The 24,317-nt window shown below is 72.6% G+C and carries 23 protein-coding genes; 7 read left to right on the top strand and 16 right to left on the bottom strand.

The genetic code is table 11. From position 1 onward, the window contains the following. Window positions 1-20: 20 nt before the first annotated feature. From hemC to ACIQ6Y_RS39200, 5 genes are all read right to left on the bottom strand, one after another. Window positions 21-962 (bottom strand): hydroxymethylbilane synthase, encoded by a 942-nt coding sequence (gene hemC / locus ACIQ6Y_RS39220; RefSeq protein WP_404047689.1) that lies wholly within the window; start codon window positions 960-962, stop codon window positions 21-23. A 145-nt stretch (window positions 963-1,107) separates the two neighbouring features. Continuing rightward, on the bottom strand, window positions 1,108-2,124 hold the full coding sequence (locus ACIQ6Y_RS39215; RefSeq protein WP_404047686.1) for a questin oxidase family protein: 1,017 nt from the start codon (window positions 2,122-2,124) through the stop codon (window positions 1,108-1,110). A 271-nt stretch (window positions 2,125-2,395) separates the two neighbouring features. Next, window positions 2,396-3,172, bottom strand: coding sequence for an NPP1 family protein (locus ACIQ6Y_RS39210; protein WP_404047683.1), 777 nt, complete (start codon window positions 3,170-3,172; stop codon window positions 2,396-2,398). A gap of 114 nt (window positions 3,173-3,286) precedes the next feature. Then, complete coding sequence (locus tag ACIQ6Y_RS39205; protein WP_404047680.1) at window positions 3,287-4,267, bottom strand: ATP-dependent DNA ligase; 981 nt, start codon at window positions 4,265-4,267, stop codon at window positions 3,287-3,289. A gap of 123 nt (window positions 4,268-4,390) precedes the next feature. After that, complete coding sequence (locus tag ACIQ6Y_RS39200; protein ID WP_404047677.1) at window positions 4,391-5,500, bottom strand: MFS transporter; 1,110 nt, start codon at window positions 5,498-5,500, stop codon at window positions 4,391-4,393. A gap of 105 nt (window positions 5,501-5,605) precedes the next feature. On the opposite strand from ACIQ6Y_RS39200, the gene ACIQ6Y_RS39195 reads away from it, so the two are divergent. After that, window positions 5,606-6,349 carry an AraC family transcriptional regulator gene (locus ACIQ6Y_RS39195; RefSeq protein ID WP_404047674.1) on the top strand — a complete coding sequence of 248 codons (744 nt, stop codon included), beginning with the start codon at window positions 5,606-5,608 and terminating at the stop codon, window positions 6,347-6,349. A 44-nt stretch (window positions 6,350-6,393) separates the two neighbouring features. Then, window positions 6,394-6,852, top strand: a complete 459-nt coding sequence (locus tag ACIQ6Y_RS39190) for a peroxiredoxin (RefSeq protein ID WP_404047671.1) — start codon at window positions 6,394-6,396, stop codon at window positions 6,850-6,852. 7 nt (window positions 6,853-6,859) lie between these two features. Here ACIQ6Y_RS39190 and ACIQ6Y_RS39185 read toward each other — a convergent pair whose 3' ends face one another. Beyond that, a complete protein-coding gene (locus tag ACIQ6Y_RS39185; RefSeq protein WP_404047668.1) occupies window positions 6,860-7,297 on the bottom strand; it encodes a cupin domain-containing protein in 438 nt (145 codons plus the stop codon). Between the two features lie 111 nt (window positions 7,298-7,408). Between ACIQ6Y_RS39185 and ACIQ6Y_RS39180 the strand changes: the two genes are divergently transcribed. After that, window positions 7,409-8,449 carry an alpha/beta hydrolase family protein gene (locus tag ACIQ6Y_RS39180; protein ID WP_404047665.1) on the top strand — a complete coding sequence of 347 codons (1,041 nt, stop codon included), beginning with the start codon at window positions 7,409-7,411 and terminating at the stop codon, window positions 8,447-8,449. Window positions 8,450-8,452: 3 nt separating this feature from the next. Here the strand turns inward: ACIQ6Y_RS39180 and ACIQ6Y_RS39175 are convergent, their stop codons facing one another. Continuing rightward, on the bottom strand, window positions 8,453-9,052 hold the full coding sequence (locus ACIQ6Y_RS39175; protein ID WP_404047662.1) for a DNA polymerase ligase N-terminal domain-containing protein: 600 nt from the start codon (window positions 9,050-9,052) through the stop codon (window positions 8,453-8,455). Between the two features lie 119 nt (window positions 9,053-9,171). Here ACIQ6Y_RS39175 and ACIQ6Y_RS39170 point away from each other — a divergent pair, with 119 nt between their 5' ends. Continuing rightward, entirely contained in the window at window positions 9,172-10,236 is a 1,065-nt protein-coding gene (locus ACIQ6Y_RS39170; protein ID WP_404047659.1) for a LacI family DNA-binding transcriptional regulator, read from the top strand. Window positions 10,237-10,280: 44 nt separating this feature from the next. On the opposite strand, the gene ACIQ6Y_RS39165 is transcribed toward ACIQ6Y_RS39170, so the two are convergent. Genes ACIQ6Y_RS39165 through ACIQ6Y_RS39150 form a run of 4 tightly spaced genes read right to left on the bottom strand, consistent with a single transcriptional unit; the run spans window position 10,281 to window position 14,881 of the window. Beyond that, a complete protein-coding gene (locus ACIQ6Y_RS39165; RefSeq protein WP_404047741.1) occupies window positions 10,281-11,606 on the bottom strand; it encodes a glycoside hydrolase family 32 protein in 1,326 nt (441 codons plus the stop codon). A 50-nt stretch (window positions 11,607-11,656) separates the two neighbouring features. Then, on the bottom strand, window positions 11,657-12,511 hold the full coding sequence (locus ACIQ6Y_RS39160) for a carbohydrate ABC transporter permease (protein WP_404047656.1): 855 nt from the start codon (window positions 12,509-12,511) through the stop codon (window positions 11,657-11,659). Between the two features lie 13 nt (window positions 12,512-12,524). Beyond that, on the bottom strand, window positions 12,525-13,475 hold the full coding sequence (locus tag ACIQ6Y_RS39155) for a carbohydrate ABC transporter permease (RefSeq protein ID WP_404047653.1): 951 nt from the start codon (window positions 13,473-13,475) through the stop codon (window positions 12,525-12,527). Beyond that, window positions 13,472-14,881 carry an extracellular solute-binding protein gene (locus ACIQ6Y_RS39150; protein ID WP_404047650.1) on the bottom strand — a complete coding sequence of 470 codons (1,410 nt, stop codon included), beginning with the start codon at window positions 14,879-14,881 and terminating at the stop codon, window positions 13,472-13,474. The genes ACIQ6Y_RS39155 and ACIQ6Y_RS39150 overlap by 4 nt, the downstream gene beginning before the upstream one ends. Window positions 14,882-15,041: 160 nt before the next feature. Here ACIQ6Y_RS39150 and ACIQ6Y_RS39145 point away from each other — a divergent pair, with 160 nt between their 5' ends. Further along, entirely contained in the window at window positions 15,042-16,610 is a 1,569-nt protein-coding gene (locus ACIQ6Y_RS39145; protein WP_404047647.1) for a glycoside hydrolase family 32 protein, read from the top strand. A 36-nt stretch (window positions 16,611-16,646) separates the two neighbouring features. Here the strand turns inward: ACIQ6Y_RS39145 and ACIQ6Y_RS39140 are convergent, their stop codons facing one another. The 3 genes from ACIQ6Y_RS39140 to ACIQ6Y_RS39130 form a co-directional block, all read right to left on the bottom strand. Then, window positions 16,647-17,414 carry a GNAT family N-acetyltransferase gene (locus ACIQ6Y_RS39140; protein WP_404047644.1) on the bottom strand — a complete coding sequence of 256 codons (768 nt, stop codon included), beginning with the start codon at window positions 17,412-17,414 and terminating at the stop codon, window positions 16,647-16,649. Window positions 17,415-17,804: 390 nt separating this feature from the next. Next, window positions 17,805-19,307, bottom strand: a complete 1,503-nt coding sequence (locus tag ACIQ6Y_RS39135) for a metallophosphoesterase family protein (RefSeq protein WP_404047641.1) — start codon at window positions 19,305-19,307, stop codon at window positions 17,805-17,807. A 98-nt stretch (window positions 19,308-19,405) separates the two neighbouring features. Further along, window positions 19,406-20,677 (bottom strand): MFS transporter, encoded by a 1,272-nt coding sequence (locus ACIQ6Y_RS39130; protein WP_404047638.1) that lies wholly within the window; start codon window positions 20,675-20,677, stop codon window positions 19,406-19,408. A 278-nt stretch (window positions 20,678-20,955) separates the two neighbouring features. Between ACIQ6Y_RS39130 and ACIQ6Y_RS39125 the strand changes: the two genes are divergently transcribed. After that, window positions 20,956-21,267: a hypothetical protein gene (locus tag ACIQ6Y_RS39125; RefSeq protein WP_404047636.1), complete on the top strand. Its 312-nt coding sequence runs from the start codon at window positions 20,956-20,958 to the stop codon at window positions 21,265-21,267. On the opposite strand, the gene ACIQ6Y_RS39120 is transcribed toward ACIQ6Y_RS39125, so the two are convergent. Then, window positions 21,245-22,444 (bottom strand): glycoside hydrolase family 64 protein, encoded by a 1,200-nt coding sequence (locus ACIQ6Y_RS39120; RefSeq protein ID WP_404047633.1) that lies wholly within the window; start codon window positions 22,442-22,444, stop codon window positions 21,245-21,247. The genes ACIQ6Y_RS39125 and ACIQ6Y_RS39120 overlap by 23 nt on opposite strands. A 131-nt stretch (window positions 22,445-22,575) precedes the next feature. Continuing rightward, the gene (locus ACIQ6Y_RS39115) at window positions 22,576-23,334 is read right to left on the bottom strand and encodes a dienelactone hydrolase family protein (RefSeq protein WP_404047630.1); all 759 of its coding nucleotides are present in this window, start codon (window positions 23,332-23,334) and stop codon (window positions 22,576-22,578) included. Between the two features lie 232 nt (window positions 23,335-23,566). Between ACIQ6Y_RS39115 and ACIQ6Y_RS39110 the strand changes: the two genes are divergently transcribed. After that, window positions 23,567-24,187: an L-threonylcarbamoyladenylate synthase gene (locus tag ACIQ6Y_RS39110; RefSeq protein ID WP_404047627.1), complete on the top strand. Its 621-nt coding sequence runs from the start codon at window positions 23,567-23,569 to the stop codon at window positions 24,185-24,187. Window positions 24,188-24,317 lie beyond the last annotated feature (130 nt).

Below are 24,317 nucleotides of genomic sequence, written 5' to 3'. Positions count from 1 at the left end.
GCGGTGCCCCCTTACGGTCCTCAGTGCGGGATGCCGTCGATGATCTCGCGCGCGCCCTGCCGCAGCAGCGCCACCGCGACGGAGGTCCCGAGGGTGGCCGGGTCCAGCCGGCCCGCCCACTCGTGGGCGTTCAGCCGCGTCTTGCCGTCCGGGGTGAACACACAGGCCCGCAGGGAGAGTTCGCCGGTGCGGTCGACCTGCGCGTAGCCCGCGATGGGGCTGTTGCAGTGCCCCTGGAGCACATGCAGGAACATCCGCTCGGCGGTGGCCTCGCGATGCGTGGCCGGATCACCGAGGGCGCTCACCGCGTCGATCAGGTCGGCGTCGTCCTCCCGGCACTGCAGGGCGAGGATGCCCGCGCCGATCGGCGGCATCATCGTCTCCGGCGAGAGCACCTCGCTGATCACGTCCCGGCGTTCGATCCGCTCCAGCCCGGACACCGCGAGCAGCAGCGCGTCCGCCTCACCCGCCGCGAGCTTCTCCAGCCGCCGGTTGGCGTTGCCGCGGAACGGCACGCACTCCAACTCCGGGTGCGTGGCGGCCAGTTGGGCGATCCGGCGCACCGACGAGGTGCCGATCCGGGTGCCGGCCCGCAACTCGTCCAGGGTCAGCCCGCCCGGGTGGACCAGGGCGTCACGGATGTCGTCGCGCTTGAGGAACGCGGCGAACACCGTCCCCGCGGGCAGCGGCCGGTCGGCGGGCACGTCCTTGACGCAGTGCACCGCGAGGTCGGCCTCACCGGCCAGCAGCGCCGCGTCCACCTCCTTGGTGAACGCCCCCTTGCCCTCGACCTTCGACAGATCGCCCAGCCACTTGTCGCCGGTGGTCTTCACCGGCACGACCGTGGTGCGGACTTCGGGGTACAGCGCGGCCAACTCGGCACGGACCCGCTCCACCTGAGCCAGCGCCATGGGCGAGTCACGGGAGACGATCCGGATCATTTCGGGTACGGACATGCGCACACGATAGTGCCCGCGCGCCGGACCACGCAGGCGCTCACCTCACGTCGCCCTCCAGTGTGTCGGCGCCCCGCGCGACCGGCCGCCGCGCGAGCGGCCCCGTACCGTCCAGCACCTGACGGACGTATGCCCTGGGGACAACATGCGCTCAGACCAGCGGCCGGCTCAGCTCGATCGCGCGCTGCGCCGCGGCCAGTGCCCGGTCGTCACCGACGTCGAGGGCGGTGTCGGTGAGCTTGATGACGTGCTCGTCGCCGTGCGCGAGGGCGCGTTCGACGACTTCCTGCGCGGTGAGCCGGGAGGGCGGGGCGTAGTCGACCGGCGGCGCGGTGGCGTACATCGCGGTGACGGCCGCCGACGCGGTCCACGCCGCGTGCAGGCTCGGCGCCCACAGCTCGCGCGGCAGCGAATCCAGCGTGCGCAGCACGGCGTTGGGCGCGGTGGCCGCGTGCACGAGCATCGTCTCCTCGCCGTGGCCATGGGTCGCGTAGCGGTGGGTGGCCGCCCGGACCAGCTCGGTGAGCCGCTCCTTCGCCGTGTCCGCATCGCTCACCTCGTCCGCCCACAGCGGCAGCCGGCGTACGGCGGCCAGCCGGGTCAGATAGCCGCCCTCGGGCGGGTCGATGCCGGGCACGAGGTCCAGGCTCTGTGCGGCGCTCGCGGCGCCGGGCAGCGTCCGCAGGCCGGACACGGGAAGGTGGCGGGCCGCCCAGTAGCCGAGCGCCTGGGCGAGTTCGGCGCGGCGCGGCGCGTTCTCCTCGGCCTCCAGGGCCCGTACGGCGTGACCGGCCCGGATGACCCCGTGGGTGGCGGCGGCGTACAGGCCGGGCAGCAGCCGCGGCCACCACTCGGCGAGCACGTCCCGCCACGGACGGTCGTCCAGGGCGCGGGAGAAGTAGGCGATCCAGTCGGCGGCCCGGCGCGGATCGCCCAGCGCCTGCTTCCAGTTGGCGTCGGTGACGCGTTCCGTCGGCGCCGGGAACTCCTCCAGCCGGTCGCTGTACAGGTCCAGCCAGCGGTGCACGGCCCCGGCCTGCCCGTGTGCGGCCAGTGCCTCGACCACCATGGGGGCGTGGTTGCTGAGCCAGCCCCGGAACTCGGGACCGGAGGTGTGGAGGCGTTCGAAGGCTTCGTCGAGCCGTCCGCTCGTGTCGTGGGCACTCATGGCGGCGATGCTAGGCGGCCCCGGTCCGCGGCGGCTCGGGCCGGCGACCGAGAAGGACGCGGACCCGAGCCCTAGGGCCTGTCTTCCGGATCATGCCGGCGTCGCGGGGCCTGGCACGCACATCTGCGGCGTTGTCGTCGGTTGCCGACGCTCCGCGTCGCCGCCCTCCTCCGCCTTGCAGCTGCACGCACCAGACCCCGCTCGACCCGGCCGAGAAGCGCAGTCCCTTTCAGCCGACCTGATCCGGAAGACAGGCCCTAGGCCGTACGGCTCAGGCGTACGGGTCGAACGGAATGCCCGACGGCTTCGCCGAGGCCAGGTGGGAGGCGAAACTGCCGTCCTTCAGGCCGAAGTGGGCGCTGCCGAAGTCGTAGGAGACGAGCTTGTCGCGGATGCCGGCCGGGTAGCCGTTCCAGCCGACCAGCGGCGGGTACTGCCAGGTGTGCTCGTGGTTCTCCGGCGGCTCGTCATTGGAGTTGGCGGCCCGGAAGCAGTGGGTGCTGATGCCGTCCTTGTGGTAGACGATCTTCGCGTGGGTGCCGTCGAAGCGGATCTGCGAGGCCGCGTGCACGGTGAACGAGCCGTGGTTGGACGTCGAGACGTACTTCACCTGATTGTCCTGCACCCACACCGCGACATGCTCCCAGTCGTGGCGGTGCCCGCCGATGCTGGTGCCGGCGAGGGCCTGGTCCTTCTCGAAGTACAGGGCGTACAGGATGCCGCACCAGCCGTTGTTGCACTTGTAGCGGGCGTAGCCGTTGGTGTTGTCCAGGTCCCAGGAGTCGCGGCACTGGCCGTTGAGGGCACCGGTCGGGTTCAGACCGCTGTTGACGGTGCCGTCGGGGCCGATGGCCGGGGTGGAGTAGCAGCCGTCGGTGTCGTAGTCGTAGGCGGGCTGGAACGTCTGCTCCAGCCCATCGGCGTTCGCGGGCAGTGCCTGCGGCGGCGCGGCCAGGGCGGTGCCGGGGAATGCGATGACGAGGGCGGCGGCCCCGGCCAGTCCGGCGAGCCATCTTCCGCGGTGCCGGGTGAACCTCGATGACGACACTACGTCCTCCTTCAACGGCCGTGGGGGGAAAGGCAGTTCAGAATGCCGCCGATTCCCGGGCGCGCCAAGGGGTCGCAGGCGTCACGGTGGTGAAAGACAGTCCAACACGTCATGTCATACGAGATCGTCGGGCACGTCGGCCGAGGACTCCTCCGGCGTGAGATCGGGCCGCAGCCGCAGCCACGACGGCTGGCGCAGCATGCCCGAGCGGGTGCGGGTGCTGTAACGGACCTCGCCGACCAGACGGGGCCGCACCCAGTGGGCGCCCGGCGTCCGCGGGACGGGGTCGAAGGGGCAGGCGTCGGTGGCGTCGGCGCGCAGCAGCCCGGCCAGCTGCTCGCGCTCGGCCTCGCTCCAGCCCGTGCCGACCCCGCCGACATAGCGCAGCCGGCCCGCCGCGCGCTGGCCGACCAGGACGGCGCCCGGCAGACCGGTGAGCCGACCCTTGCCGGGCAGCCAGCCGCCGATGATCACGTCCACACCGGTCATGTTGCGGATCTTGATCCAGTTCCGGGACCGCACGCCCGGCTCGTACAGCGAGTCCAGCCGCTTGCACACCAGACCCTCCAGGCCGTGCTCGCGGGTCGCCCGCAGCGCCTCCTCGCCGTGGCCGACCAGCGCCCTCGGGGTCGACCAGTACGGGCCCTGGAGCGCCAGCTCCTCCAGCAGGGCGCGGCGGCGCCGGTAGGGCAGGCGCAGCAGGGAGCGGTCCTGGAGGTGCATCACGTCGAACAGGGCGAGGTGCACCGGGGCCGCGGCCGCCTTGCGCGCCGCGCGAGCCGGGGCATGGGCGAGGCCCATCCGCGCCTGCAGCATCTGGAAGTCCGACCGGCCCCGCTCGTCCAGCGCCAGCACCTCGCCGTCCAGCACCGCGGCCGTGCCGCCCAACGCGGAGCCCAGCGGCCGCAGCTCCGGGTAGGCGGCGGTGATCTCCTCACCCGAACGGGCCCGCAGGATCAGGCTCCCGTCCCCGGGGAGGTAGATCACCGCCCGCTGTCCGTCCTGCTTGGTCTCGTACGCCCAGCGCATGTCCTGCGCGGCGGACGGCAGCGTGCCGGGCGTGGCGAGCATGGGGGCGATCAGCGGCAGGGTCACGGCTTGAGATGTCGACGCGGCGTGGGGTGGGCATACGCCTGGGGGGTGGGTTTCCCCTGAACGGGCGTTGTTGTGGGGGAGCGGGACCGGGGTGCCGCGCCTGATGGGGCGCGGCCTGGCCCCTCACGCACCCCCAGGCTCGCCCAGTCGGCGTACCAGCAGCCACGCCACCGCCGGCAGGACCACGAGGGGGAGCAGGGCGGTGCGGAGCGAGGTCGTGTCGGCGAGCGCGCCCAGGGCGGGGGCGGCGAGGCCGCCGATGCTGACCGTCAGGCCCAGGGTCACGCCGCTGGCGGTGCCGACGCGTCGGGGCAGGCAGTCCTGGCCGATAGTGACGTGCAGGGCGAAGGGCACGTACAGGCCGGCCGAGACCAGGGCGACGCAGGCGTACACCGCCGGTCCCGGGACCAGGAGCAGTCCGGCCACGGCGACGGTCGTCAGGGCGTAGGACCGGCGCAGCACGGGCACCCGGCCGTACCGGTCGGCGAGGCGCGCGCCGGCCACCGTGCCGACGGCCCCGCCCGCGTAGAGCACGAACAGCGCGGCCGTACCGGCGAGTTCGCCGCCTCCGGTGCGCTCGCGGACGTACAGCGAGACGAAGGCGCTCAGGCCGACGAACACGATCGAGCGGCACACCACCGCCCCCGACAGCCGCAGGAACGACGGCCAGTCGTCGCGGCCGGACACCTGCGCGTCCCGCGCGGCCGGCGCCGGGAGGCGCAGCGCGCGTACCGCCGCCGCACACAGCACCGCGCCCACCAGGGCGGGCACCACCAGCAGGGGGGAGGCGCGCAGGCCGCCGGTCGCCACGACGGCCGACACCAGCAGCGGGGCGAGGGCGAAGCCGAGGTTGCCGCCCAGGGCGAACCAGCCCATACCCGCCTGGCCGCCCCGCGCGGCCTGCCGCGCCACCCGGGCGGCCTCGGGGTGGTAGGCGGCGACGCCGATCCCCGACAGGGCGACAGCCGCGAGGGTCGCCGCATAACCGGCGCCGACCCCGCTCAGCCCCACCCCGGCCCCCGCCGCCAGCGCGCTCAGCGGCAGCAGCCACGGCAGGGCCCACCGGTCGGTGAGCACCCCGAACAGCGGTTGCACGACGGACGACAGCAGGGACGCGGCCAGGACGACACCGGAGGCGGCCGCGTAGGAGTAGGCGCGCTCGGCGACGAAGTACGGCACCAGGGCGGCGACCGCGCCCTGGTAGACGTCGACGCACGCGTGCCCCGTCGCCATCAGCACCAAGGGACGACGGGAGGGGGAAGGGGAGGGAGATTTCTGCAGCACACCGCGATCGTCGCGGCCCCGCCGCATGGCGCACTTCCGATAATCTGCCTGACTGTGCCGAACATCCGCCACACCCCCGAGGCGCCCACCCGCGCCCAGCGGCTGGCCGCCGGGGTGCGTATCGACGCCCATCGGCACGACGAGCACCAGATCGTCTACGCGGGCTCCGGCGTGCTGGCCGTGACCACCGATGCCGGGACCTGGTTCGCGCCCGGCACGCGCGCCCTGTGGATCCCGGCGGGCACCGTGCACGCCCACCGCGCCCACGGGCACCTCGACCTGCACCTCGTGGGCCTGCCCGCCGAGGACAACCCGCTCGGCCTGGACGCCCCCACCGTCCTCGCCGTCGGCCCGCTGCTGCGCGAGCTCATCGTGGCGTACACCCGCGAACCCCCCGACGACACCCCCGAGCGCCGTCGGCTGCTCGCCGTTCTGCGCGACCGGCTGCGCGCCTCGCCGCAGGACCCGCTGCGGCTGCCCACCCCGCGGGACGCGCGGCTGGCCGCCGTGTGCGACCTGGTCCACGCCGACCCGGCGGACCGGCGCACCCTCGCCGAACTCGGTGCCGCGACCGGAGCCTCCGAGCGCACCCTCAGCCGGCTCTTCCGCCGCGAACTCGGCATGACCTTCCCGCAGTGGCGCACCCAGTCGCGGCTCTACCACGCCCTGCGCATGCTCGCCGAGGACACCCCGGTGACCGCGGTGGCGCACCGCTGCGGATGGTCCTCCGCGAGCGCCTTCATCGACGTCTTCCGGCGGGCGTTCGGCCACACGCCGGGGGTCCGTGACCGCTGGTAATACCGTCGAGTAATGTTGCGCGGCAGGCCACCGGAGGAGGAAGCATGGGCGCGCACCCCCAAGTCGGCGACATCGTCGAGGACTTCGCACTGCCGGACGAGACGGGCGCCGTGCGCAAGCTGTCGGAGCTGCTGGTGGACGGCCCGGTGGTGCTGTTCTTCTACCCGGCCGCCCTCACCCCGGGATGCACCGCGGAGGCCTGCCACTTCCGGGACCTGGCCGCCGAGTTCGCCGCCGTCGGTGCGACGCCGGTGGGGATCAGCGGCGACAGCGTGGAGCGGCAGGCGGAGTTCGCCGGGCGGCACACCCTCGGCATGCCGCTGCTGTCCGACACCGACGGGTCGATCCGCGATCGCTTCGGCGTCAGGCGCGGGTTCACCCTCGCCCCCACCAAGCGCGTCACCTTCGTCATAGGGCGTGACGGCAAGGTCCTTGAGGTCGTCCGCAGCGAACTGCGCATGAACACCCACGCCGACCGCGCCCTCGCCGTGCTGCGCGGTTGACCGGCGTCTACTCGAAGGGACAGCCGGGGTTGGCCGCGTCCCGGGAGAAGGGCGCCCCGTGCGGGAGGACGTACAGCACCTCCAGGACGAGCGTCGTGTCCCCCAGGTTCCGGCCGATGTGGACGTACTCGGCCGGCTCCTGGATGGTCGTGCCCTGCCGGTAGACGCCGTCCGAGGCGCAGGTGGAGTCGAAGTGGCTGAGGGTGCCCTCCTTGACATACCCGTACAGCGGCCCGTCGTGGAAGTGCCAGCCGGTCGCCTGGCCCGGCGGTACGGTCACCTCGCGCAGGATGTAGTCGGTGTTCCCGACGGTGGTCTGCGCGATGACCCGCCCGGTCACGCCGGGGCCCGGCGGGGTCGCCTCGGCCGCTCCTCCGGCGAGGACGGTGGCCGCGGTGAGCAGTGCGGAGGTGGCGAGGCGGAGCGCGGTGCGGCGACGGGGCATACGGGGGCCTCCTGAACCTGTCGGGGACACGCCGAGCAAGGGACGCAGCCGAACATAGGCGCACGGCGGGCATCTTCGGGCCGGATCGCGCACATCCGGGATACTGGCCTCATGCGGCTGCTGCGGAGCAAGGCCACGGTGACCGTCTGTCTGGTGCTGGCGGCCCTCGCAGGCTGCACCGGCAGCGACGGCGACGGCGCCGCCGAGCCCACCTCCACTCCCGCACCCACCCTCAGCCCGACCCGCACAGGGCCCCCGAGCCCTTCGCCCACCGCCTCCCCGCTCGACCCCGTCTCCATCCCGGGCCTCGTTGCCCGCGACCACCGGGGAACCGACCTGCGCACCCGTACGGTCCTGGCCCGCACCGACGCCTACACGCGCTACGCCGTCACCTACCGCGCGAACGGCCTGACGATCTCCGGGATCATGAACGTCCCGCACGGCAAGGGCCCGTTCCCCGCGCTGGTGCTGGCGCACGGCTACATCGACCCGGCCGTCTACACCAGCGGCCGGGGCCTGGCCCGGGAGCAGGACCGGCTGGCCCGTGAGGGGTACGTCGTCCTGCACACCGACTACCGCAACCACGCCGGCTCCGACCGCGACCCCGACAACGACGTCGATCTGCGGATCCGTTACACCGAGGACGTCATCGGCGCCGTGCTGGCGCTGCGCGGCTCCGGCCGCCCGGAGATCGACGGCGACCGGATCGGCCTGCTGGGCCGGTCCATGGGCGGCGGGGTCGTCTACAACGTGCTCGTCGTGGCGCCCGGACTGGTCGACGCGGCGGTGGTGTTCGCGCCGGTCAGCTCACGCCCGCAGGAGAACCTCGAGCGCTTCGGGCGCGGCGCGGGAGACCCGCTGGTCGCCGAGACCGAGGCGAAGCACGGCAGTCCCGAGGAGAACCCGGCGTTCTGGCGGGCGGCCTCGCCGGTGACGTACGTCGACCGGGTCACCGAGCCCCTGCTGATCCATCACGGCACCGCCGACGTCGTATGCCCGCCGCGCTGGTCGAAGGAGACGGCGGCCGCGTTCGAGGCGGCGGGCAAGGACGTGCAGTTGCGGACCTGGCCCGGTGAGGGGCACACGTTCGGGCCGCGGTGGGACGACTCGATGGACGTGACACTGGCGTTCTTCGCCCGGCATCTGCGCTGAGCCTCAGCCCTCCGCCTCGACCTGTCCCAGCGTCCGCCCCGTCCGCGCCGAGCGCGCCCGGCGCGGGTCGGGCGCGCCCTGGCCCTTCGGGCCCTTCGCCGCCTTCACCAGCAGCCACGCCTCGCGCTCGCCGTCGTCCCCGCTGCGGAACCGGGTCAGTGCGTACTCGCCGTGCAGTTTGGCGCCCTTGAGCCGGAAGGTGGCGTGCCCGCGCTCCAGGGACTCGGCGAAGTCGACGGGCCGGCCGCGCCGGTCGTGGCTGAGCGGCTCGTAGGTGCCGTGGTCCCAGACGATCACCGTGCCGCCGCCGTACTCGCCCGCCGGGATGACACCCTCGAACTCCTCGTAGTCCAGCGGGTGATCCTCCGTCGGCATCGCCAGCCGCTTGTCGTGCGGGTCGGCGGACGGGCCCTTCGGCACCGACCAGGACTTCAGCACGTCGTCGACCTGGAGCCGGAAGTCGAAGTGCATCGTGCTCGCGTCATGGATCTGCACGACGAAGTGCGGCTCGTCGCCCTGCGCCGCGCCCCGCCCCTCGGGCTCCGCGGTCCGGGAGAAGTCGCGCTTGCCGCGGTACTCCCGCAGCCGGTTCTCGTCAGCCACCGGAAAGCCTCCGTCCGCGCGCCGGGTACCCGGGCGACCTGTGCCGTACCCCTCGACCAGCGTCACGGATAGGGTGAGGACGATCAACCGGACGGGCGGGGACGAGGACGGCGGACGGCATGGCAAGCGCCGAGGAGAAGCAGACCACGGGACAGGCACGCCCCACGTCACGGGACGTGGCCCGGCTCGCCGGGGTGTCCCACACGGCGGTCTCCTTCGTGTTCAACGGCCGCGCCGAGGGCAACCTCTCGCCCGCCACCCAGGAACGCATCCGCCAGGCCGCCGCCCAGCTCGGCTACCGCCCCGACCCCGTCGCCCGCGGCCTGCGCCGCCGTCGTACGGCCGTGATCGGTCTGGTCACCGACGAGATCGCGTCCTCGCCGTTCGCCGGGCGACTGCTGCGCGGCGCCATGGAGACGGCCTGGGCCGACGAGCATCTCGTCCTCACCGTCGACTCCGGCGGCGACCCGGCCAAGGAGGACGCGGCCGTCGCCGAACTCCTCGACCGGCGGGTGGACGGCATCATCTACGCGGCGATGTCCCTGCGCAGCGTGCGGGTCCCCGAGGGACTGCACCGCACCCACTCCGTGCTCGCCAACTGCCTGCCCGAGGACGACTCGCTGCCCGCCGTCGTCCCCGCCGAACGCGCGGGCGGCCGTACCGCGGCCCGGCTGCTCCTTGAGCAGGGGCACCGCAGGGTCGCACTGGTCGGGGGGATGGACGACATCGCGTCGGTGGAGCGGCTGCGCGGCTTCCGGGACGCCCTGCGCGCGGAGGGCATCACCGTGCCCAAGGAGTGGGTGATACGCACCGGCGGCGAGATCTCCGGCGGCCACGAGGGCGGGCTGCGGCTGTTCGACGGCGTCGCGCCGCAGGACCGCCCCACCGGCGTCTTCTGCTACAACGACCGGGTCGCCGCGGGCGTCCTGCACGCCGCGGCCCGGCTCGGCCTCGACGTACCGGGCGACCTGTCGGTCGTCGGCTACGACGACCAGGAGCACATGGCCGCGTTCCTCACCCCCGCGCTGACCACGGTCGCCCTGCCCCACCGGGCGATGGGCGAGGCGGCGGCGCGCCTGCTCCTGGACGCCATCGCCACCGGCCGCACGCCGCCCGCCACCGTGCGCCGCCTGGCCTGCCCGGTGGTCCCCCGCGCCTCCGTGGGCCCGGCCCCGACACGCTGAAGGGCCGCCCCGAACCCCGGGACGGCCCCTCCTCCGCCTTACCTCTACGGCACCAGCTCCCAGCCGGTGACCGTCGCCCCGGCGCCCGTCACGGACAGCTCCGGGACGTCGCCCGGCCGCCGGTACACCCGCTCGGTGATCATCGCGTGGTCGCCCGCGAACACCTCGTACAGCGAACCGTCCACCAGGACCCGTACGGTCATCTCCTCGCCGGCCGGTATCCGCGCGACCACCGGAGCGGACCCCTCCCGGCCCACGCGCGGCCACGCGGACCGGTCCAGCGTGAGCGTGCCGTCGGCCGGGTCCAGCCGCAGGGCGACCTCCGCACCGGAGGCGGCCCGCAGCAGCGCCACCGTCGTCGGTGAACCGGCCGTCACCGTCAGGTCATAGGCGTCCGGCAGCCCCGCGGGGCCGGGCGCGGTCACGAACGGCTCCGCCGCGCGCAGCAGTTGCAGTTCCGGCGCCGGTACGACGCTCAGGGTGCCGTCGGCCCGGACGTCGACGACCCGCGGCGCGGTCAGGACGCCCGCCCAGCCCGCGTCCAGCACCTCGGCCTCCCCGCGCGACTCCCACGACCAGCCCCACAGCAGGGCCCGGTCCTCCTCCTGGAGGACGGCCGGGGCGTAGAAGTCCCGGCCCTGGTCGAGGCGCCCGCCCGCACGCGCCTCGAAGCGCAACCCGCCCTCGCGGGAAGGGATCAGACTGCCCGTCAGGTAGCCCGTGGAGTGCGGGTCCCCGTCCCACAGGGACAGCACGAGCACCCACTCCCCGCCCGGTGTCGCCGCGAGCTGCGGGCACTCCCAGCCGACCGCCTTGTCGCCGAACGCGTCCAGCGCGCGCGGGTCGTTGCCGTCGAGGAGCACGCCCGCGAACCGCCAGTCGGCCAGGTCCTGACAGTCGTACAGGAGCACCGAGGGCGTGCCGTCGGCGTGGCCGGCGCCGACGAGCGCCCAGCGGCGGCCCTCGAAGCGGAAGACGAACGGATCGCGGAACATCACCACATCGAGGCCGGCCGGCGGGCCGGACACCACCGGCTCCGGCAGCGTGTGCCACTCGGTGAGCGTCTCGTCGTCCGGGTCGGCCGCGCGGGCCAGGCAGAGGGCGCCGAGGCCGGCGTGGGTGCGGTCGATGCCGGTGTAGACGGCGGTCGGCACGCCGTCGTCGTCCACCACGCAGCCCGACCAGCAGCCCGCCTCGTCCGGGCTGTCCGGGGTCGGGGCGAGCGCGATGGGGTGGTGCTCCCAGTGGGCGAGGTCGGTGCTGGAGGCGTGGCCCCAGTGGACGTTCGCGTGGACCGGGGCGTCGGGGTTGTGCTGGTAGAACAGGTGGTGGCGGCCGCGCCAGCGGAAGGGACCGTTGGGGTCGTTCATCCAGGCGGCGGGCGGGCGGACCCTAAAGCGCGGGGCGTCGGGGTCGTGCTTCAACGGTTGACTCCTGCGGAGGTGATGCCCTCGCGGAGAGGGCGCTGGCCGACGACGAACACGGCGACGGCGGGGATCATCGAGAGGACGACACCGGCGAGCACCACGGAGATGGAGCCGGTGCCGAGGTTGCCCTGGAGGGAGACCAGCCCCAGCGGAAGGGTGTAGTTCTGGCTGGAGGTCTCCAGGATCAACGGGCGGAAGAACTCGTTCCAGTGGTAGTTGAAGGCCAGCACGCCGACGATCGCGAGTCCGGGCGCGGCCAGCGGCGCGTACACCGAGCGGAAGATCCGCCAGGGCCCGGCCCCGTCCAGCATCGCCGCCTCGCCGAGGTCCTTGGGCATGCCGAGGAAGTACTGGCGCATCAGGAACGTGCCGAACGCGGTGGGGAAAGCCGGGATGATCAGACCGAGCAGGGTGTCGGTCAGGCTCATCGACTTCAGCACCAGGAACACCGGCACGATCGTCACCTGCAACGGCACCATCATCGTCGCCAGGACCAGGCCGAACAGCGGCTTCTTGAACCGGAATTCCAGCCGTGCGAAGGCGTACCCGGCGAGCCCGGCGGTGATCATCTGGCCGACCGCGATCAGCGCCGTCACCAGCGTCGAGTTCAGCGCCAGCAACCAGACGTCGATCTGGTCGAACACCCCGCGGTACGCCTCCGCCGTCGGCGAGGCCGGGATGATCCTCGGCGGCAGGTCGAAGGACTCGGCCGGGGTGCGCAGCGAGGTGGAGACCGTCCAGACGACCGGGCCGAGGGTCAGCAGCGCGCAGACGGCCAGCGTGGCGATCCGCGCCCAGGGCGCGAAGGAGTGGCGCACACGGCTGAGGGAGTAAGTCGCTTGGCTCATGGGACTTCCCGGCTCACTGGTAGTGGACGAAACGCCGGCTGAGCCGGAACTGGAGGGCGGTGATCGCCATGATCAGCAGGAACAGCAGCACGCCCACCGCGGAGGCCTGACCGAACCGCAGCTGTTCGAAGGCGTTCTCGTAGATCACCATCACGACCGTGCGCGTGGCGTCGCCGGGACCGCCGTTGGTGAGGACGTACGGCTGCTCGAAGACCTGGAGCGCGTTGATGATGCCGACCACCGACGCCACCAGCAGCGTCGGGGAGAGCAGCGGCAGGGTGATCGACAGGTGCTTGCGCAGGCCGGTCGCGCCGTCGAGGGCGGAGGCCTCGTGGACTTCCTTCGGGATGTTGTTCAGGCCGCCCACGAACAGCAGGAACGAGAAGCCGAACTGCTGCCAGACATAGACCAGGATCACCGCGGCCATCGCGCCGCTCTCCGACGTCAGCCACGGCACCGGGTCGATGCCGACCAGGCCGATCAGCCAGTTCACGACGCCGAAGTCCTGGTTGAACAGGTACTTCATCACCACCGAGATCGACGCCGCCGACAGCACCAGCGGGAAGAAGAACGCCGAGCGGAACACCGAGCGCAGCCACACCGGCATCCGCCCGTTCACCGCCAGCGCCAGCACCAGCGCGATCAGCAGTTGCAGCGCCACCGCCAGGACCATGAAGAGCAGGGTGTTGCCGAAGGAGATCAGCACGGTCTCGTCGCCGAAGACCTCCTGGTAGTTGTCGGCACCGGCGAAGCGCGGCGGGTCGATGACGTTCCAGTGGAACAGGCTCAGGACGACCGAGCCGACGATCGGTACGACCGTGAAGACGACGATGCCGAGGACGGTCGGGGCCAGGAACAGGGCGGCGAGGAGCTTGGTGCCGCGGTCCCGCGCCGAGGGCTTGACCATGACGGGAGCCGGGGCGGCCTTCACGGGCGCCGCGGGGATCTGGGTGGTGTGCGTCATGCGTCACGCTCCATGGCCTTCTCCAGGTCGCCCTGGAGCCGGCGCAGCGCCGGGCGCACCGAGCGCGGTGAGGCGAGCGCGCTGCCGGTGTGCTTCAGCAGCACCTGCTCCACCTCGGCGACCTGCGGCGGCGCGGGGATCGGCCCGGTGTCGGGGAACCTGTCGAGGGTGTCGTAGAAGACCTGCCAGCGGTTCGGGCCGGTCTCGGCGTAGCGGGCGCCGTTCAGCATCGAGCGCCGGGCGGGGGTGGTCTGGTTGGTGCGGAACAGCCGGGTCAGGGTGTCGGTGCGGGCGGCGTACTTGATGAACTCCCACGCCTCGTCCTGCTTCTTCGAGGTGCGCAGCAGGGCGTAGCCGGCGGCGCCGTACTGCATGCGCTGGGTGCGCCAGCGCGGGAAGTACTGCACGTCGTAGCCGTCCGGCTGCATGCCCGCCAGGTGCAGGCCGCCCGCCCAGAAACCGCCGGCCGGGGTGACGCCGACGCGGCCGGTGGAGAAGACGCCGACCAGGTTGTTGCCGTTGCCGCCCTCGGGGCGCGAGCACAGGCCGTCACTGACGAGCGAGGCGAGGTACTCGTACGCCTCCTCGACGCGGTCGTCGGTGGCCTGCGGGGTGGTCCAGCGGAAGCCGCCGCCCCGGCCGTGGCGCTGCTCGGCGGAGTAGAAGGTGTTCCACAGCCAGTCCCCGCCGGGCGCCTTGGACTCGGCGAGCAGGTTGGTGTCGTTGGCGAACAGCCAGGGCACGACGCCGCCCCACAGCCGGTTGGTCCAGAAGTACGGGGTGAAGTGGGAGTCGCTGGCCCGCTTCATCCGGCGCAGCAGGGCGGTGAAGTCGTCACGGGTCCAGTCCGGCGGGGGGAAGTCGGCGTCCGCCCGGCGGAGGACCTGCTTGTTCAGGTAGATGTCGGCCGCGTTGAACTCCACGGGCAGCTGGTAGAGGCTGCCCTCGTACATCATCGACTCCACCAGCGAGGGGTGGACGTCGGCGAAGTACTCGCGCAGCTCGTCGGCGTCCCGCCTGACCCAGTGGTCGAGGGCGACACCGAGGCGCTGCGCGAAGAGCTGGACGCCTTCGGTGGCGACGTAGACGAGGTCGGGGGCGGTGCCCGCGGCGATCTGGGTGAGGATCTTCGCGAAGAAGTCCGACCAGTCGACGGCCTGCACGGCGTTGACCCGGAGCTGGATGTCCGGGTGGAGTCTGCGGAAGCCCTCGCTCAGGTGGCCGACCGCGGTCTGGTCGAAGGCGGAGCCGAGGGTGGCGACGACGAGGGCGCCGTCGTCCCGGCCGGGGATGTCGGCCGCGGTCAGCCGGTCCCAGCTTGCGGCGGTGCCCGCCAGCGCGGCGGCACCCGCGCCGTAGGCGCCGTACCGCAGCAGTGTGCGGCGGGTGGGTTGCGAGTCGGTCATCGAGCGGGGCCTAACTCGTGTTAGCGAGATCTGATGCCGACGATGATGTGAAGCGGGTTACAGCCCTGTCAAGAGTCGTGAACCACTTGACCTTTAACGGGTTAGGTCTACAGTCCTGGTCTCACATGAGCCGCCGTCCCGATGAAGGGAACGATGTGTGATGCCGGGAATGTCGAGAAGAGCCCTCTTTGCGGGGTCTGTGGCGGGGGGTGCGGTGGCGCTGCTGCCGACCGGGTCCGCCGGGGCGGAGCCGGCCGCCGGAGGGTCGAAGGAGTCCGCCGCGGCCTGCGCGAGTTACCGGGCGGAGTACCACTTCACGGTGCCGGACCAGTGGAAGAACGACCCCCAGCGGCCGATCTGGATCAACGGCGAGTACGCGTACTACTACCTGTACAACCCGGACTATTTCACCGGCGGCACCCTGGCCGGCACGGCCTGGCGGCTGGTGACCAGCAAGGACCTGGTGGCGTTCACGGACCGGGGCATCGCGGTGCCGAAGGACACCACACCGAACGGCGATGTGTGGTCCGGCTCGGCGGTGGTGGACGAGCGCGGCACGGCCGGGTTCGGCGCGGGGGCGGTGGTGGTCCTGGTGACCATGGAGCCGGTCGAGGGAGCGAACTCGCAGGCCCAGTACCTGTACTACTCCACCGACGGCGGCCGTACGTTCGTGAACTCCGGCACGTCCCCGGTGCTGCCCAACCCGGGCGTGCGCGACTTCCGCGACCCGAAGGTCGTCCGCGACGAGGAGCGCGGCCGCTGGGTGATGGCCCTGGCGGAGAACAACAAGATCGGCTTCTACCACTCGGCGAACCTGCGCGCCTGGACGTACGCCGGCGGTTTCGTCAAGGAGGGCCTGGGGGTGCTGGAGTGCCCCGACCTGTTCCGCATCACGGCGCAGGACGGGGTCACCAAGTGGGTGCTGGGCGCGAGCGCCAACGGCAAGGGGGCCGGGCTGCCCAACACCTACGCCTACTGGACGGGCACCTTCGACGGCTCGAACTTCACCGCCGACGCGCCCGATCCGCAGTGGCTGGACCACGGCTGGGACTGGTACGGCGCGGTCACCTTCGAGAAGCGGACCGCGGCCGGGGCGCTCGACCCCCGGGCGCGCCATGCCATCGGCTGGCTGAACAACTGGGACTACGCCAACATCACGCCGACCATCGACACGGACGGGTTCAACGGGACGGACTCGATCGTCCGCGAGGTCACGCTGAAGCGGGCGGGGACCGGCGGCTACTACCTGGCGTCGAGGCCCGTCGCCGGCCTCGACGCCCATGTCTCACGCACACTGAACCTCGGCGACATCGAGGTCGATGGGCAGCACCTCCTCGACTACCGCGGCCGGGCCTACGAGGTCAGCTGCGAGATCACCTGGGACCAACTCCTCGGCGCCGGCCTCCAGCTCCGCCGCTCGCCCGACGGCACCCGTCACATCGACGCCGGCGTCTACCGCGACTTCGCCTTCCTCAACCGCCGGGGCACGGTCAACCCCGACGCGTCCGGCCGCTGGCAGGAGAGCCACAGCCCGTTCGACGCGGGGGCGCGGCGGGTGCGGCTGCGCATTCTGGTCGACCGTACGTCGGTGGAGATGTTCGTGGACGACGGGCGGTATGTGCATACGTCGGAGGTGTTTCCGTATCTGATCGACACCGGGGTGGCGTTGTTCACGATCGAGGGGAAGGCGGTCTTCCGGAACGTGGCGATTCGCGAGTTCGTGGTGTGAGCGACTGTCCGCGGCCGGGCCATCGGCTCGGTGGCGTCAGCGTTGCTGCGTCGGGGGCAAGGAGACGTAGAGGCGGGTGCCTTGGGGGCGGTAGCCGGCGCGTTCGTAGGCGCGGCGGGAGCCTTCTCCGGAGTACTCCAGCCAGACCGAACCGGCTCCGCGGGCGAACATCGCTTCGGTCAGTGCGGCGGTGACCGCGGTGGCGATGCCGCGGCCACGGTGGGCGGGGCGGGTGCCGACTCCGGACAGCTCTGCGGTGTCTTCGGCCGGCGGGGAGCACGACGCGCCGCCGGCGCAGCCGCCCTGCGGGTCACGGACGAAGCGCACTGCTCCGCCCTGCTGTTGGGTGCGACGCAGGCGGGCCGCACCTTCTGCGGAAGCGGGGAAGTCGCTGCCGAAGGCCTCGGCAAGTGCGGCATCGAGCGCGGCGTACTCCTCGTCGGTGGCCGGGGTCTCCACGCGCAGGGCGTCGCCGGGCTGAGGGACCGTCAGCGTGCGGGGAGTGCAGAGGAGGTATTCGTGCACGGCCTCGATGCCGAAGCCCGCCGCCCGCAGGGCCGGTGCCACCGCCGGCGCGGCCTGCGGTGCGAACTCCAGCCGGGGCAGCAGGCCACGCTCCCGGAAGATCCCGATCAACGCCGCGACGTCCTGTCCGGTCGGCTCGGCGCCGGGCAGCGGAGTCGCGTAATTGAGGTACGGGTTGTCGGTGTCGGGGCTGAGGCCCGCCACGAAACCGCCGGTCTCGATGACCACGGGGCGGCGGCGGAGGTTGGCGACGGCAAACTTCTGGACCTGGATGTCCATAGTGGGTGTTGACCTCACGAAATCTCAGGGGGAACCGCCCGCGAACTCGAGGAGTTCGGGGCACGGGAGAGTGGCGGTGCGCCAGGCACCGCGTCGTGGGGCCGCCGTAGGGAACAGCGTGGCGGGCTGAGGCTGCTGCTGTGGAGCGAGCGCTCAGCGCCGACGGCGGCCACTGGGGGACGCCGAGAACATTGGCTTCGTTCCTCACCGTGAAGATGCCTGCCAGGTCGCAGAACGCGGCACACTGTTCCACGACCGACCGGTGCGGACAAGTGATTTTCTGCAGCAGGCCAGGGGCGGACCATGTCACCGGGGCAGACGCCTGCAGCGGCTGGGGGAGACGGACGCGGAGGCCAGGTCCGCCGCGCCGACCTTGCCGGCCGACCCCGCTCACTTCAGCGGGATCGTCACCTCGTCCTCCACCGGCGGGTCCGCCTCCTGGGCGCGGTTGCCCGTCGCGGCGTAGCAGCGCACGCGTATCTCGTCCGGGGAGACGTCCAGGCGCAGGAAGCTCTTGAAGAAGGGCGGGCTGTACGTCGCCGAACCCGGGGAGAGCAGGTCCGTGTACGCCTTGCGCACCGGGAGGCGGAAGCGGGTGCCCTTGTCCGGGCGGCGGCCCGTGCCCAGGAGGGACGCGACCAGCCGGACGCGGCGGGTGATACGGGCCGTCGGGTGCGGGGCCCGGGCCGGGGTGATGTCCAGACGTTCGGCGACGACCGCGGTGGCCTCGGCGTCGGTGAGCGTGAAGAAGCGGGGCAGCCGCAGGCGGCGGCCGTAGAGCGCGCTGTAGAAGGCGAGCGAGTCGCCGCGCAGCGGGTAGCAGCGGAACTCCCGCTCGGTGACGCCGCCCACCGAGACGCGCGGGATGGTGTGCGTGGCGTGCATGAAGGCCCCGCCGCCGCCCGAGACGACGTACTGGATGGTGCGGCCGTCCACCTTCACCGGATAGCGCTGGTAGTTGTGGATGTCGCCGCCTATCGCCGCGACATAGCGGTGGGCCGGGTCGCGGACGATGTCGTCGACCGTCCCGCCGCCCTCGATCGGGCAGGGGTGGTGCTCGCCGTCCACGTACAGCGGCCGTCCGGTGATGAGGATCTTCGGGCGCGGATCGCGGGACACCTCCCGCAGCCACGCGCCCTGTTCGGCGTCGAGTGTGCCCAGCAGCCCGGTGTCGATGCCGACGATCCGTATCGGCCCGGCGTCGATCGCCCAGTACGGGCCCGGCTGGACGGCCTGTTGGACGGTGTCGGGGCGCAACTTCCGTGCGGCGGCGAGGCGTTGCTCGTCGGCCGGGCTGGGGCGGTGCCAGAGCAGGGAGCGCAGCCAGGCCCGGGTTAGGGGGCGGGGCGCGGGCTCGGCGGGGAGTGGTGGGGCGTCGTCGCAGAAGACGCGCATGAAGCCGGTGAGGTCCTCGTACCAGTCGTGGTTGCCCGGTATCGCGTACACGGGCGCCCGGTAGTCCTGGTACGGGCGGAAGAACTTGGTGTCGTAGTCGTCCGTGGCGCCGACCGGATAGATGACGTCACTGGCGAGCACCGCGAACCGCGTGTCCTGACCCACCTGCAGCAGCCCTGGTACGACGGCGTACTGCGGCTCGTGGCCCTCGCCCGTGTCGCCGATCACCAGGAACGAGAAGCTGTCCGGGTCGTCGCGCCGGATCACCCGGTCCGCCGGGGCCCCGGCCGCCGTGCGCTGGGCCGTCCAGCGGGCGCGGGTGCGGCCCGTGGGGTCGCCGAACAGGGAGGCGAGCACGCCGTTGCGGGCGCCCCACATGGTGCGGGGGTCCAGCCAGAAGAGCTTCTTCGGCCTGGGCGGCATCAGCCGCTTGTACTCGCCCTGTTCGGCGGGGCCCCAGCCGGCGCCTGTGGCGGTATCGCGTGAGGATTCGGACACGTGTGCACCGTAACAACGGTGATCAGGTCAACGGGAGCCGGGTGGGCTCCAGTTGGTCTCCTGTGCTGGGGCACTTGTGCCGCGTCGGGCGGATTCGTTCACCAGCGGCCGCTCGCAGTCACGGCGATCAGGGGGAGGATCGCCAGGGCGAGGACGCCGCCGGTGAGGGCGAGGACCGGGTAGCCGGCGGCGGAGAAGAGGACACCGGAGGTGAGGCCGCCGGTGGCGCCGGCGATCGCGATGGAGACGTCCACCATGCCCTGCGTCTTGGCGCGCGTGGCCAGGGGCAGGGCGTCGGTGATCATCGCCGTCCCCGAGACCAGGCCGAAGTTCCAGCCCAGCCCGAGGAGCACCAGCGCGAGCGCGAGGAGGGCGACGGAGTCGTCGGGCGCGGCTGCCGCGAGGACCCCGGCGGCCAGCAGGGTGACACCCGAGGCGGCCGCGAGCTTCATCCGGCCGTGGCGGTCGACCAGCCAGCCGGTCAGCGGCGACGGCAGGTACATCGCGCCGACATGGAGGGCGATGACGAAGCCGGAGGCGGCGGTGCCGTGTCCGTGGTCGTGCATATGGACCGGGGTCATCGTCATGATCGCCACCATCACGAGCTGGGTGAGGATCATGGTGAGGGCGCCGGGCATGAGACCGGGAGAGGGGGTCGCGGTCGGCGCGCTTGTGGGGCTGGTCGAGTTGGCCGCCATGTCGCTGCCGGTGGCCTTCGCCGCGTCGAGGCTGCGGGCGAGCAGCAGGGGATCGGGCCGCAGCCGGACGGCCAGCACGACAGCGGCCAGCGCATAGCTGGCACCGGCCAGGAGGAACGGCCCTGCCAGGGCGGGAATGCCGAGCGCCTCGGCGAACTCCCCGGTCGGCGCAGCCAGGTTGGGCCCTACGACGCCACCCAGAGTGGTGGCGACCAGCACGGTCGAGACCGCGCGGGCCCGGTGCGCCGGGGTGGCGAGGTCCGCTCCGGCGTAGCGCGCCTGGAGGTTGGTGGCCGTACCGGCGCCGTAGACGAACAGGGCGACGAACAGCAGCACGGCGCTGTCCGCGACCGCGGCGGCGATGACCCCCGCACTGCCGACCGCCCCGACGAGATACCCGGCGGCGAGCCCAGGGCGACGGCCTCGCGCATGCGACAGCCGGCCCACCCCTACGGCGGCGAGCGCCGACCCCGCCGTGAACAGGGCACTGGGCAGCCCCGCGAGGTCGGCCGAACCCAGCATGTCCTGCGCGAGCAACGCGCCCACGGTGATGCCCGCGGCCAGCCCGGCCCCGCTGAGGATCTGCGAGGCGACCAGCACGGTCAGGATGCGGCGCTGGGCCGCGGGGTGCGGGGATATGGCGGAGTCGGCGTCGGGGGTGGTGCTCGTCACGGGGTGGTTCTCCTGGGGGGTGCTGTGTTGTAGGGCGGCGTGGGTGGGGCCTGGGGGATCTGTCAGACGTTGATGCGGCGCGTCGGGGCGTGCAGGTGAGGTGTGGGTGCGGGCGCGTCGGCTGTGGTGGCGGACTCTAGCGCCCCCACTCACCCTCGCCCCAACCCCCCGTCAGCCCGGGCAGTAGACGACGAGAGGGCGCCGGGGATGTGGCCGGCTAGGTACTCCTCACGGGACGGACGTCCAGGACGACCACGTCGCCTGCCGTCGCCCTGGCGTTGCTGGACCGGCCGCTGCCCGCCGGCGTCCTCTCGGCCGTCGCCCTCGGTCTCGGCACCGCGAGGGTCCACCCGGCGCTGATCACCTCGGTCTCCGACCGCGCCCACCCGGCCCGGCGGGCGGGCGCGCTCGGCACGTACCGCTTCTGGCGCGACCTCGGTCACGCGGTCGGCGCCCTGGTGGCGGGCGTCCTCGCCGACACCGCCGGTCTCGATGCGACCGTCCTCACCGCGGGGTCGGGCCTGCTCGCCGCGTGCTGGGTCGCCGAGACCGGCGGGGCGCTCCGGGTCAGGACAGCGGGTCGAGGGTGAGGTAGGCCTGGAGCGGGTTGCCGTCGTGGACCAGCGACTCGTGGTGGCCGACGTCGTCGAACGCGAACGCGTACGCCTTTCCGTCCGCCATCCGCTCGTGGATGATCCGCGCGTAGTGGTTCGTCACGCCGTCCCGGTAGAAGCCGGTCGCGGAGGTGTCCGGCTGGTTGGCGTTGGTGAGCAGCGTCGAGCGGTTGAAGCCCGCGCACAGGGTGCGGGAGATCGGGCCGCGTACGGCGTCGTTGGGTGCGTCGAGCAGCCGGTGGCAGCCGAAGACGCTCGCCGCGTCGGGCTTGCCGAAGCTGGTGACCACGGCCCCGGAGGAGTTGGTGAAGTTCATGACGCCGCCCGAGACCCGGCCGTAGTACTTCGTCCCCGGCTGGTCGGCGAACGGCGTGACCGTGAGGGTCGTCGTGGCGTACTTCTGCCAGACCCGGTTGATGTAGTCGTCCAGGACGTTCGCGGGCAGCGCCCCCGTCTCCAGGCCGTACGCGGGGGACAGGGCGCGCAGCACTGTGCCGTCGGACCGGGTCTGCACCAGGCCGCCCCAGCCGCCCGGCTGGGCGCGCAGCGCGGCGAACGTCCCTGTGTAGCCGCCGGACTTGAGCCGCCCGGTGCTCGCCACGCTGCCGTCGGCACGCTGCACGCCGACCGCATACGGCGCGGAGAACATGTCCACCTGCGTGCTGTTGAGCCACAGCCCCGAGTCGTTGAGCGTGTACTCCGACCAGTTGAAGAGGAGGTTGCGGTTCGGGTCGGTCGGGTTCTGCACGGCCGGCTGCACCAAACCGCCGGTGGCCAGCTTGAACACCAGCTTCTGGCCGTAGGAGAAATAGATCCGCCCCGAGAGCTTGGGGATTCTGATCGTCCTGGACTGGCCGGCGGCCGGTCCCGGGATGGCCGCGTCGGGTGCGGGTATCGGCGGGTTGCCGCCGGCCGGCCAGGGATGGAAGGCGCCGCTCGCGTCGGCCCAGCCCTGCTGACCGGTCGTCAGAGAGGTGCCCAGGACGTACACATGGACGGCGTCGCCCCGTCCGGAGTTGTTGGTGAGCTTCAGCGGGATCGTGTCGGGCACCGCCGCGTCCGCCGTCGACGGTCCGCCGACCGTGAGGAGGGTGCCGAGCAGTGCCGCCGCCGCGCCCAGAACGGGCAGGCGGCGTCGGAGGCTTGCGAACATGCTGCGTCTCCGTGCGTCGTGATCGGGTGGGGGGAAGTTGGTCCGGACCACTGTGAGAGCGCTCTCAGCGTGGCGTGAGGGCGCGAGCATGTCAATGACTCCGGCAGGATCGCCGCCGTGCCCCGCCGTCCCTACTTCAGGTTCCGCCCCAGAAGTTCGAGCAGCGCCGCCCAGTGCCGGGCGTCCGCCTCAGCGTCGTACGCGTGGCAGTCGGCCTGGGTGAAGCCGTGCGGGGCGCCCGCGTACACCTCGCAGCGATGCCGTACGCCCGCCTCGGTCAGGGCGTCCTCCAGGCGCCGGATCTGCTCGGCGGGCATGACGGGGTCGGCGTCGGCGTGCCCGAAGTACACCTCGGCGGTGATCCGGTCCGCGATCAGGTGCGGGCTGTCCGGCGTATCGGCCGCGAGGCGTCCGCCGTGGAACCCGGCCGCAGCCGCGACCCGCCGCGGGAACGTGCCGGCCGTCAGCAGGGACAGCCGGGCGCCCATGCAGTAACCGGTCACGCCCACGGGCCCGTCCGCGACCGCGGGGGACTCGGCCAGCGTGCGCAGGTACGCCTCCGCGTCTCGCATGCCCTGATCCGGGGTCAGGCTCCGCAGGATCGGGCCCAGATGCTCGAACAGCGCGTGCTCGGCGGCCGCGTCGATGAACTCCGGCAGCGGCACCACGGGGGCGCGGCCGTGCCGGTGGAACACGTTCGGCAGCAGGACCGTGTACCCGGCCGCCGCCAGCCGCTCCGCCATCGACAGCAGGTGCGGCCGGGGCCCGAACGCGTCCATGTACATCAGCACCCCGGGGTACGGCCCGCCGTCGGCCGGGCGGACGAGGAACGCGTCGGCGGTACCGTCCTCGGTGGCGATGTCCAGCGCTGTTGTCTCTACGGCGGTCATGGCGGGCGCCTCCCTGCGCAGTCGACGGCGAGCGGCTCACCGGCCCGGGGGCGGCGCCGCGCTCCGACGATCATCGTGGCACGCGCCGCTGCCGGAGCCTGAGTGGGGTCCGGCCCTGCTGGAGCCGGTTCCCGACGGACCGCGCCGTACTCGAACGGGTTCCTGTCGTCCGCCTTCTCTCAGCCTCGCGCAGATGCGCCGTCCGCGCTCCCGTCGGGCATAAGCTCGGGCAATGGCGAAGTACTACGACGTGCACCCCGACAACCCTCAGCCGCGCACCATCACCCAGGTCGCCGACAGCGTCCGCGACGGCGCGTTGATCGCGTACCCGACGGACTCCTGCTACGCCCTGGGCTGCCGTCTGGGCAGCCGTGACGGCATCGACCGCATCCGGTCCATCCGCCGGCTGGACGACCGGCACCACTTCACCCTCGTGTGCCAGGACTTCGCCCAGCTCGGCCAGTTCGTCCGCGTCGACAACGACGTCTTCCGGGCGATCAAGGCCTCGACGCCGGGCAGTTACACCTTCATCCTCCCGGCGACGAAGGAGGTGCCCCGCGCCATGCAGCACCCGAAGAAGAAGACCGTCGGCGTCCGCATCCCCGACCATGTCGTCACCCAGGCCCTGCTCAGCGAACTCGGCGAGCCGCTGCTGTCCAGCACACTGCTGCTGCCCGACGAGGACGAGCCCCTGACCCAGGGCTGGGAGATCAAGGACCGCCTCGACCACGCCGTGGACGGCGTGCTCGACTCCGGCGAATGCGGAACCGAACCGACCACGGTGATCGACTTCTCGGGCGGCGAGGCGGAGATCGTACGCCGGGGGGCGGGCGACTGGAGCCGGTTCGAGTAGGGCGGGGGCGGCGAGCCCCCCCCCCCCCCCCCACCCCCCCCGCGCCCCCCCCCCCCCCCCCCGCGCCCCCCCCCCCCCCCCCCCGGGCGGCACGCCCACCGACCCGGTCTCCACCCCCGCCCAGCGCCCC

It is taken from the genome of Streptomyces sp. NPDC096205 (assembly GCF_044763135.1).
Taxonomy (GTDB): Bacteria; Actinomycetota; Actinomycetes; order Streptomycetales; family Streptomycetaceae; genus Streptomyces.
The sequence above is the reverse complement of the archived record's forward strand: the minus strand, read 5'-3'. Positions and strand labels throughout refer to the sequence as shown.

Excerpts from the sequence above, each read along its gene's own strand:
- ACIQ6Y_RS39165 (WP_404047741.1), bottom strand. The coding sequence starts at position 11,606 with ATGAACGACCCCAACGGTCCCTTCCGCTGGCGCGGCCGCCACCACCTG.
- ACIQ6Y_RS39155 (WP_404047653.1), bottom strand. The coding sequence starts at position 13,475 with ATGACGCACACCACCCAGATCCCCGCGGCGCCCGTGAAGGCCGCCCCG.
- ACIQ6Y_RS39150 (WP_404047650.1), bottom strand. The coding sequence starts at position 14,881 with ATGACCGACTCGCAACCCACCCGCCGCACACTGCTGCGGTACGGCGCC.
- ACIQ6Y_RS39140 (WP_404047644.1), bottom strand. The coding sequence starts at position 17,414 with ATGGACATCCAGGTCCAGAAGTTTGCCGTCGCCAACCTCCGCCGCCGC.
- ACIQ6Y_RS39200 (WP_404047677.1), bottom strand. The coding sequence starts at position 5,500 with ATGGCGACGGGGCACGCGTGCGTCGACGTCTACCAGGGCGCGGTCGCC.
- ACIQ6Y_RS39170 (WP_404047659.1), top strand. The coding sequence starts at position 9,172 with ATGGCAAGCGCCGAGGAGAAGCAGACCACGGGACAGGCACGCCCCACG.
- ACIQ6Y_RS39110 (WP_404047627.1), top strand. The coding sequence starts at position 23,567 with ATGGCGAAGTACTACGACGTGCACCCCGACAACCCTCAGCCGCGCACC.
- ACIQ6Y_RS39120 (WP_404047633.1), bottom strand. The coding sequence starts at position 22,444 with ATGTTCGCAAGCCTCCGACGCCGCCTGCCCGTTCTGGGCGCGGCGGCG.
- ACIQ6Y_RS39145 (WP_404047647.1), top strand. The coding sequence starts at position 15,042 with ATGCCGGGAATGTCGAGAAGAGCCCTCTTTGCGGGGTCTGTGGCGGGG.
- ACIQ6Y_RS39160 (WP_404047656.1), bottom strand. The coding sequence starts at position 12,511 with ATGAGCCAAGCGACTTACTCCCTCAGCCGTGTGCGCCACTCCTTCGCG.
- ACIQ6Y_RS39215 (WP_404047686.1), bottom strand. The coding sequence starts at position 2,124 with ATGAGTGCCCACGACACGAGCGGACGGCTCGACGAAGCCTTCGAACGC.
- ACIQ6Y_RS39115 (WP_404047630.1), bottom strand. The coding sequence starts at position 23,334 with ATGACCGCCGTAGAGACAACAGCGCTGGACATCGCCACCGAGGACGGT.
- ACIQ6Y_RS39190 (WP_404047671.1), top strand. The coding sequence starts at position 6,394 with ATGGGCGCGCACCCCCAAGTCGGCGACATCGTCGAGGACTTCGCACTG.
- ACIQ6Y_RS39185 (WP_404047668.1), bottom strand. The coding sequence starts at position 7,297 with ATGCCCCGTCGCCGCACCGCGCTCCGCCTCGCCACCTCCGCACTGCTC.
- ACIQ6Y_RS39180 (WP_404047665.1), top strand. The coding sequence starts at position 7,409 with ATGCGGCTGCTGCGGAGCAAGGCCACGGTGACCGTCTGTCTGGTGCTG.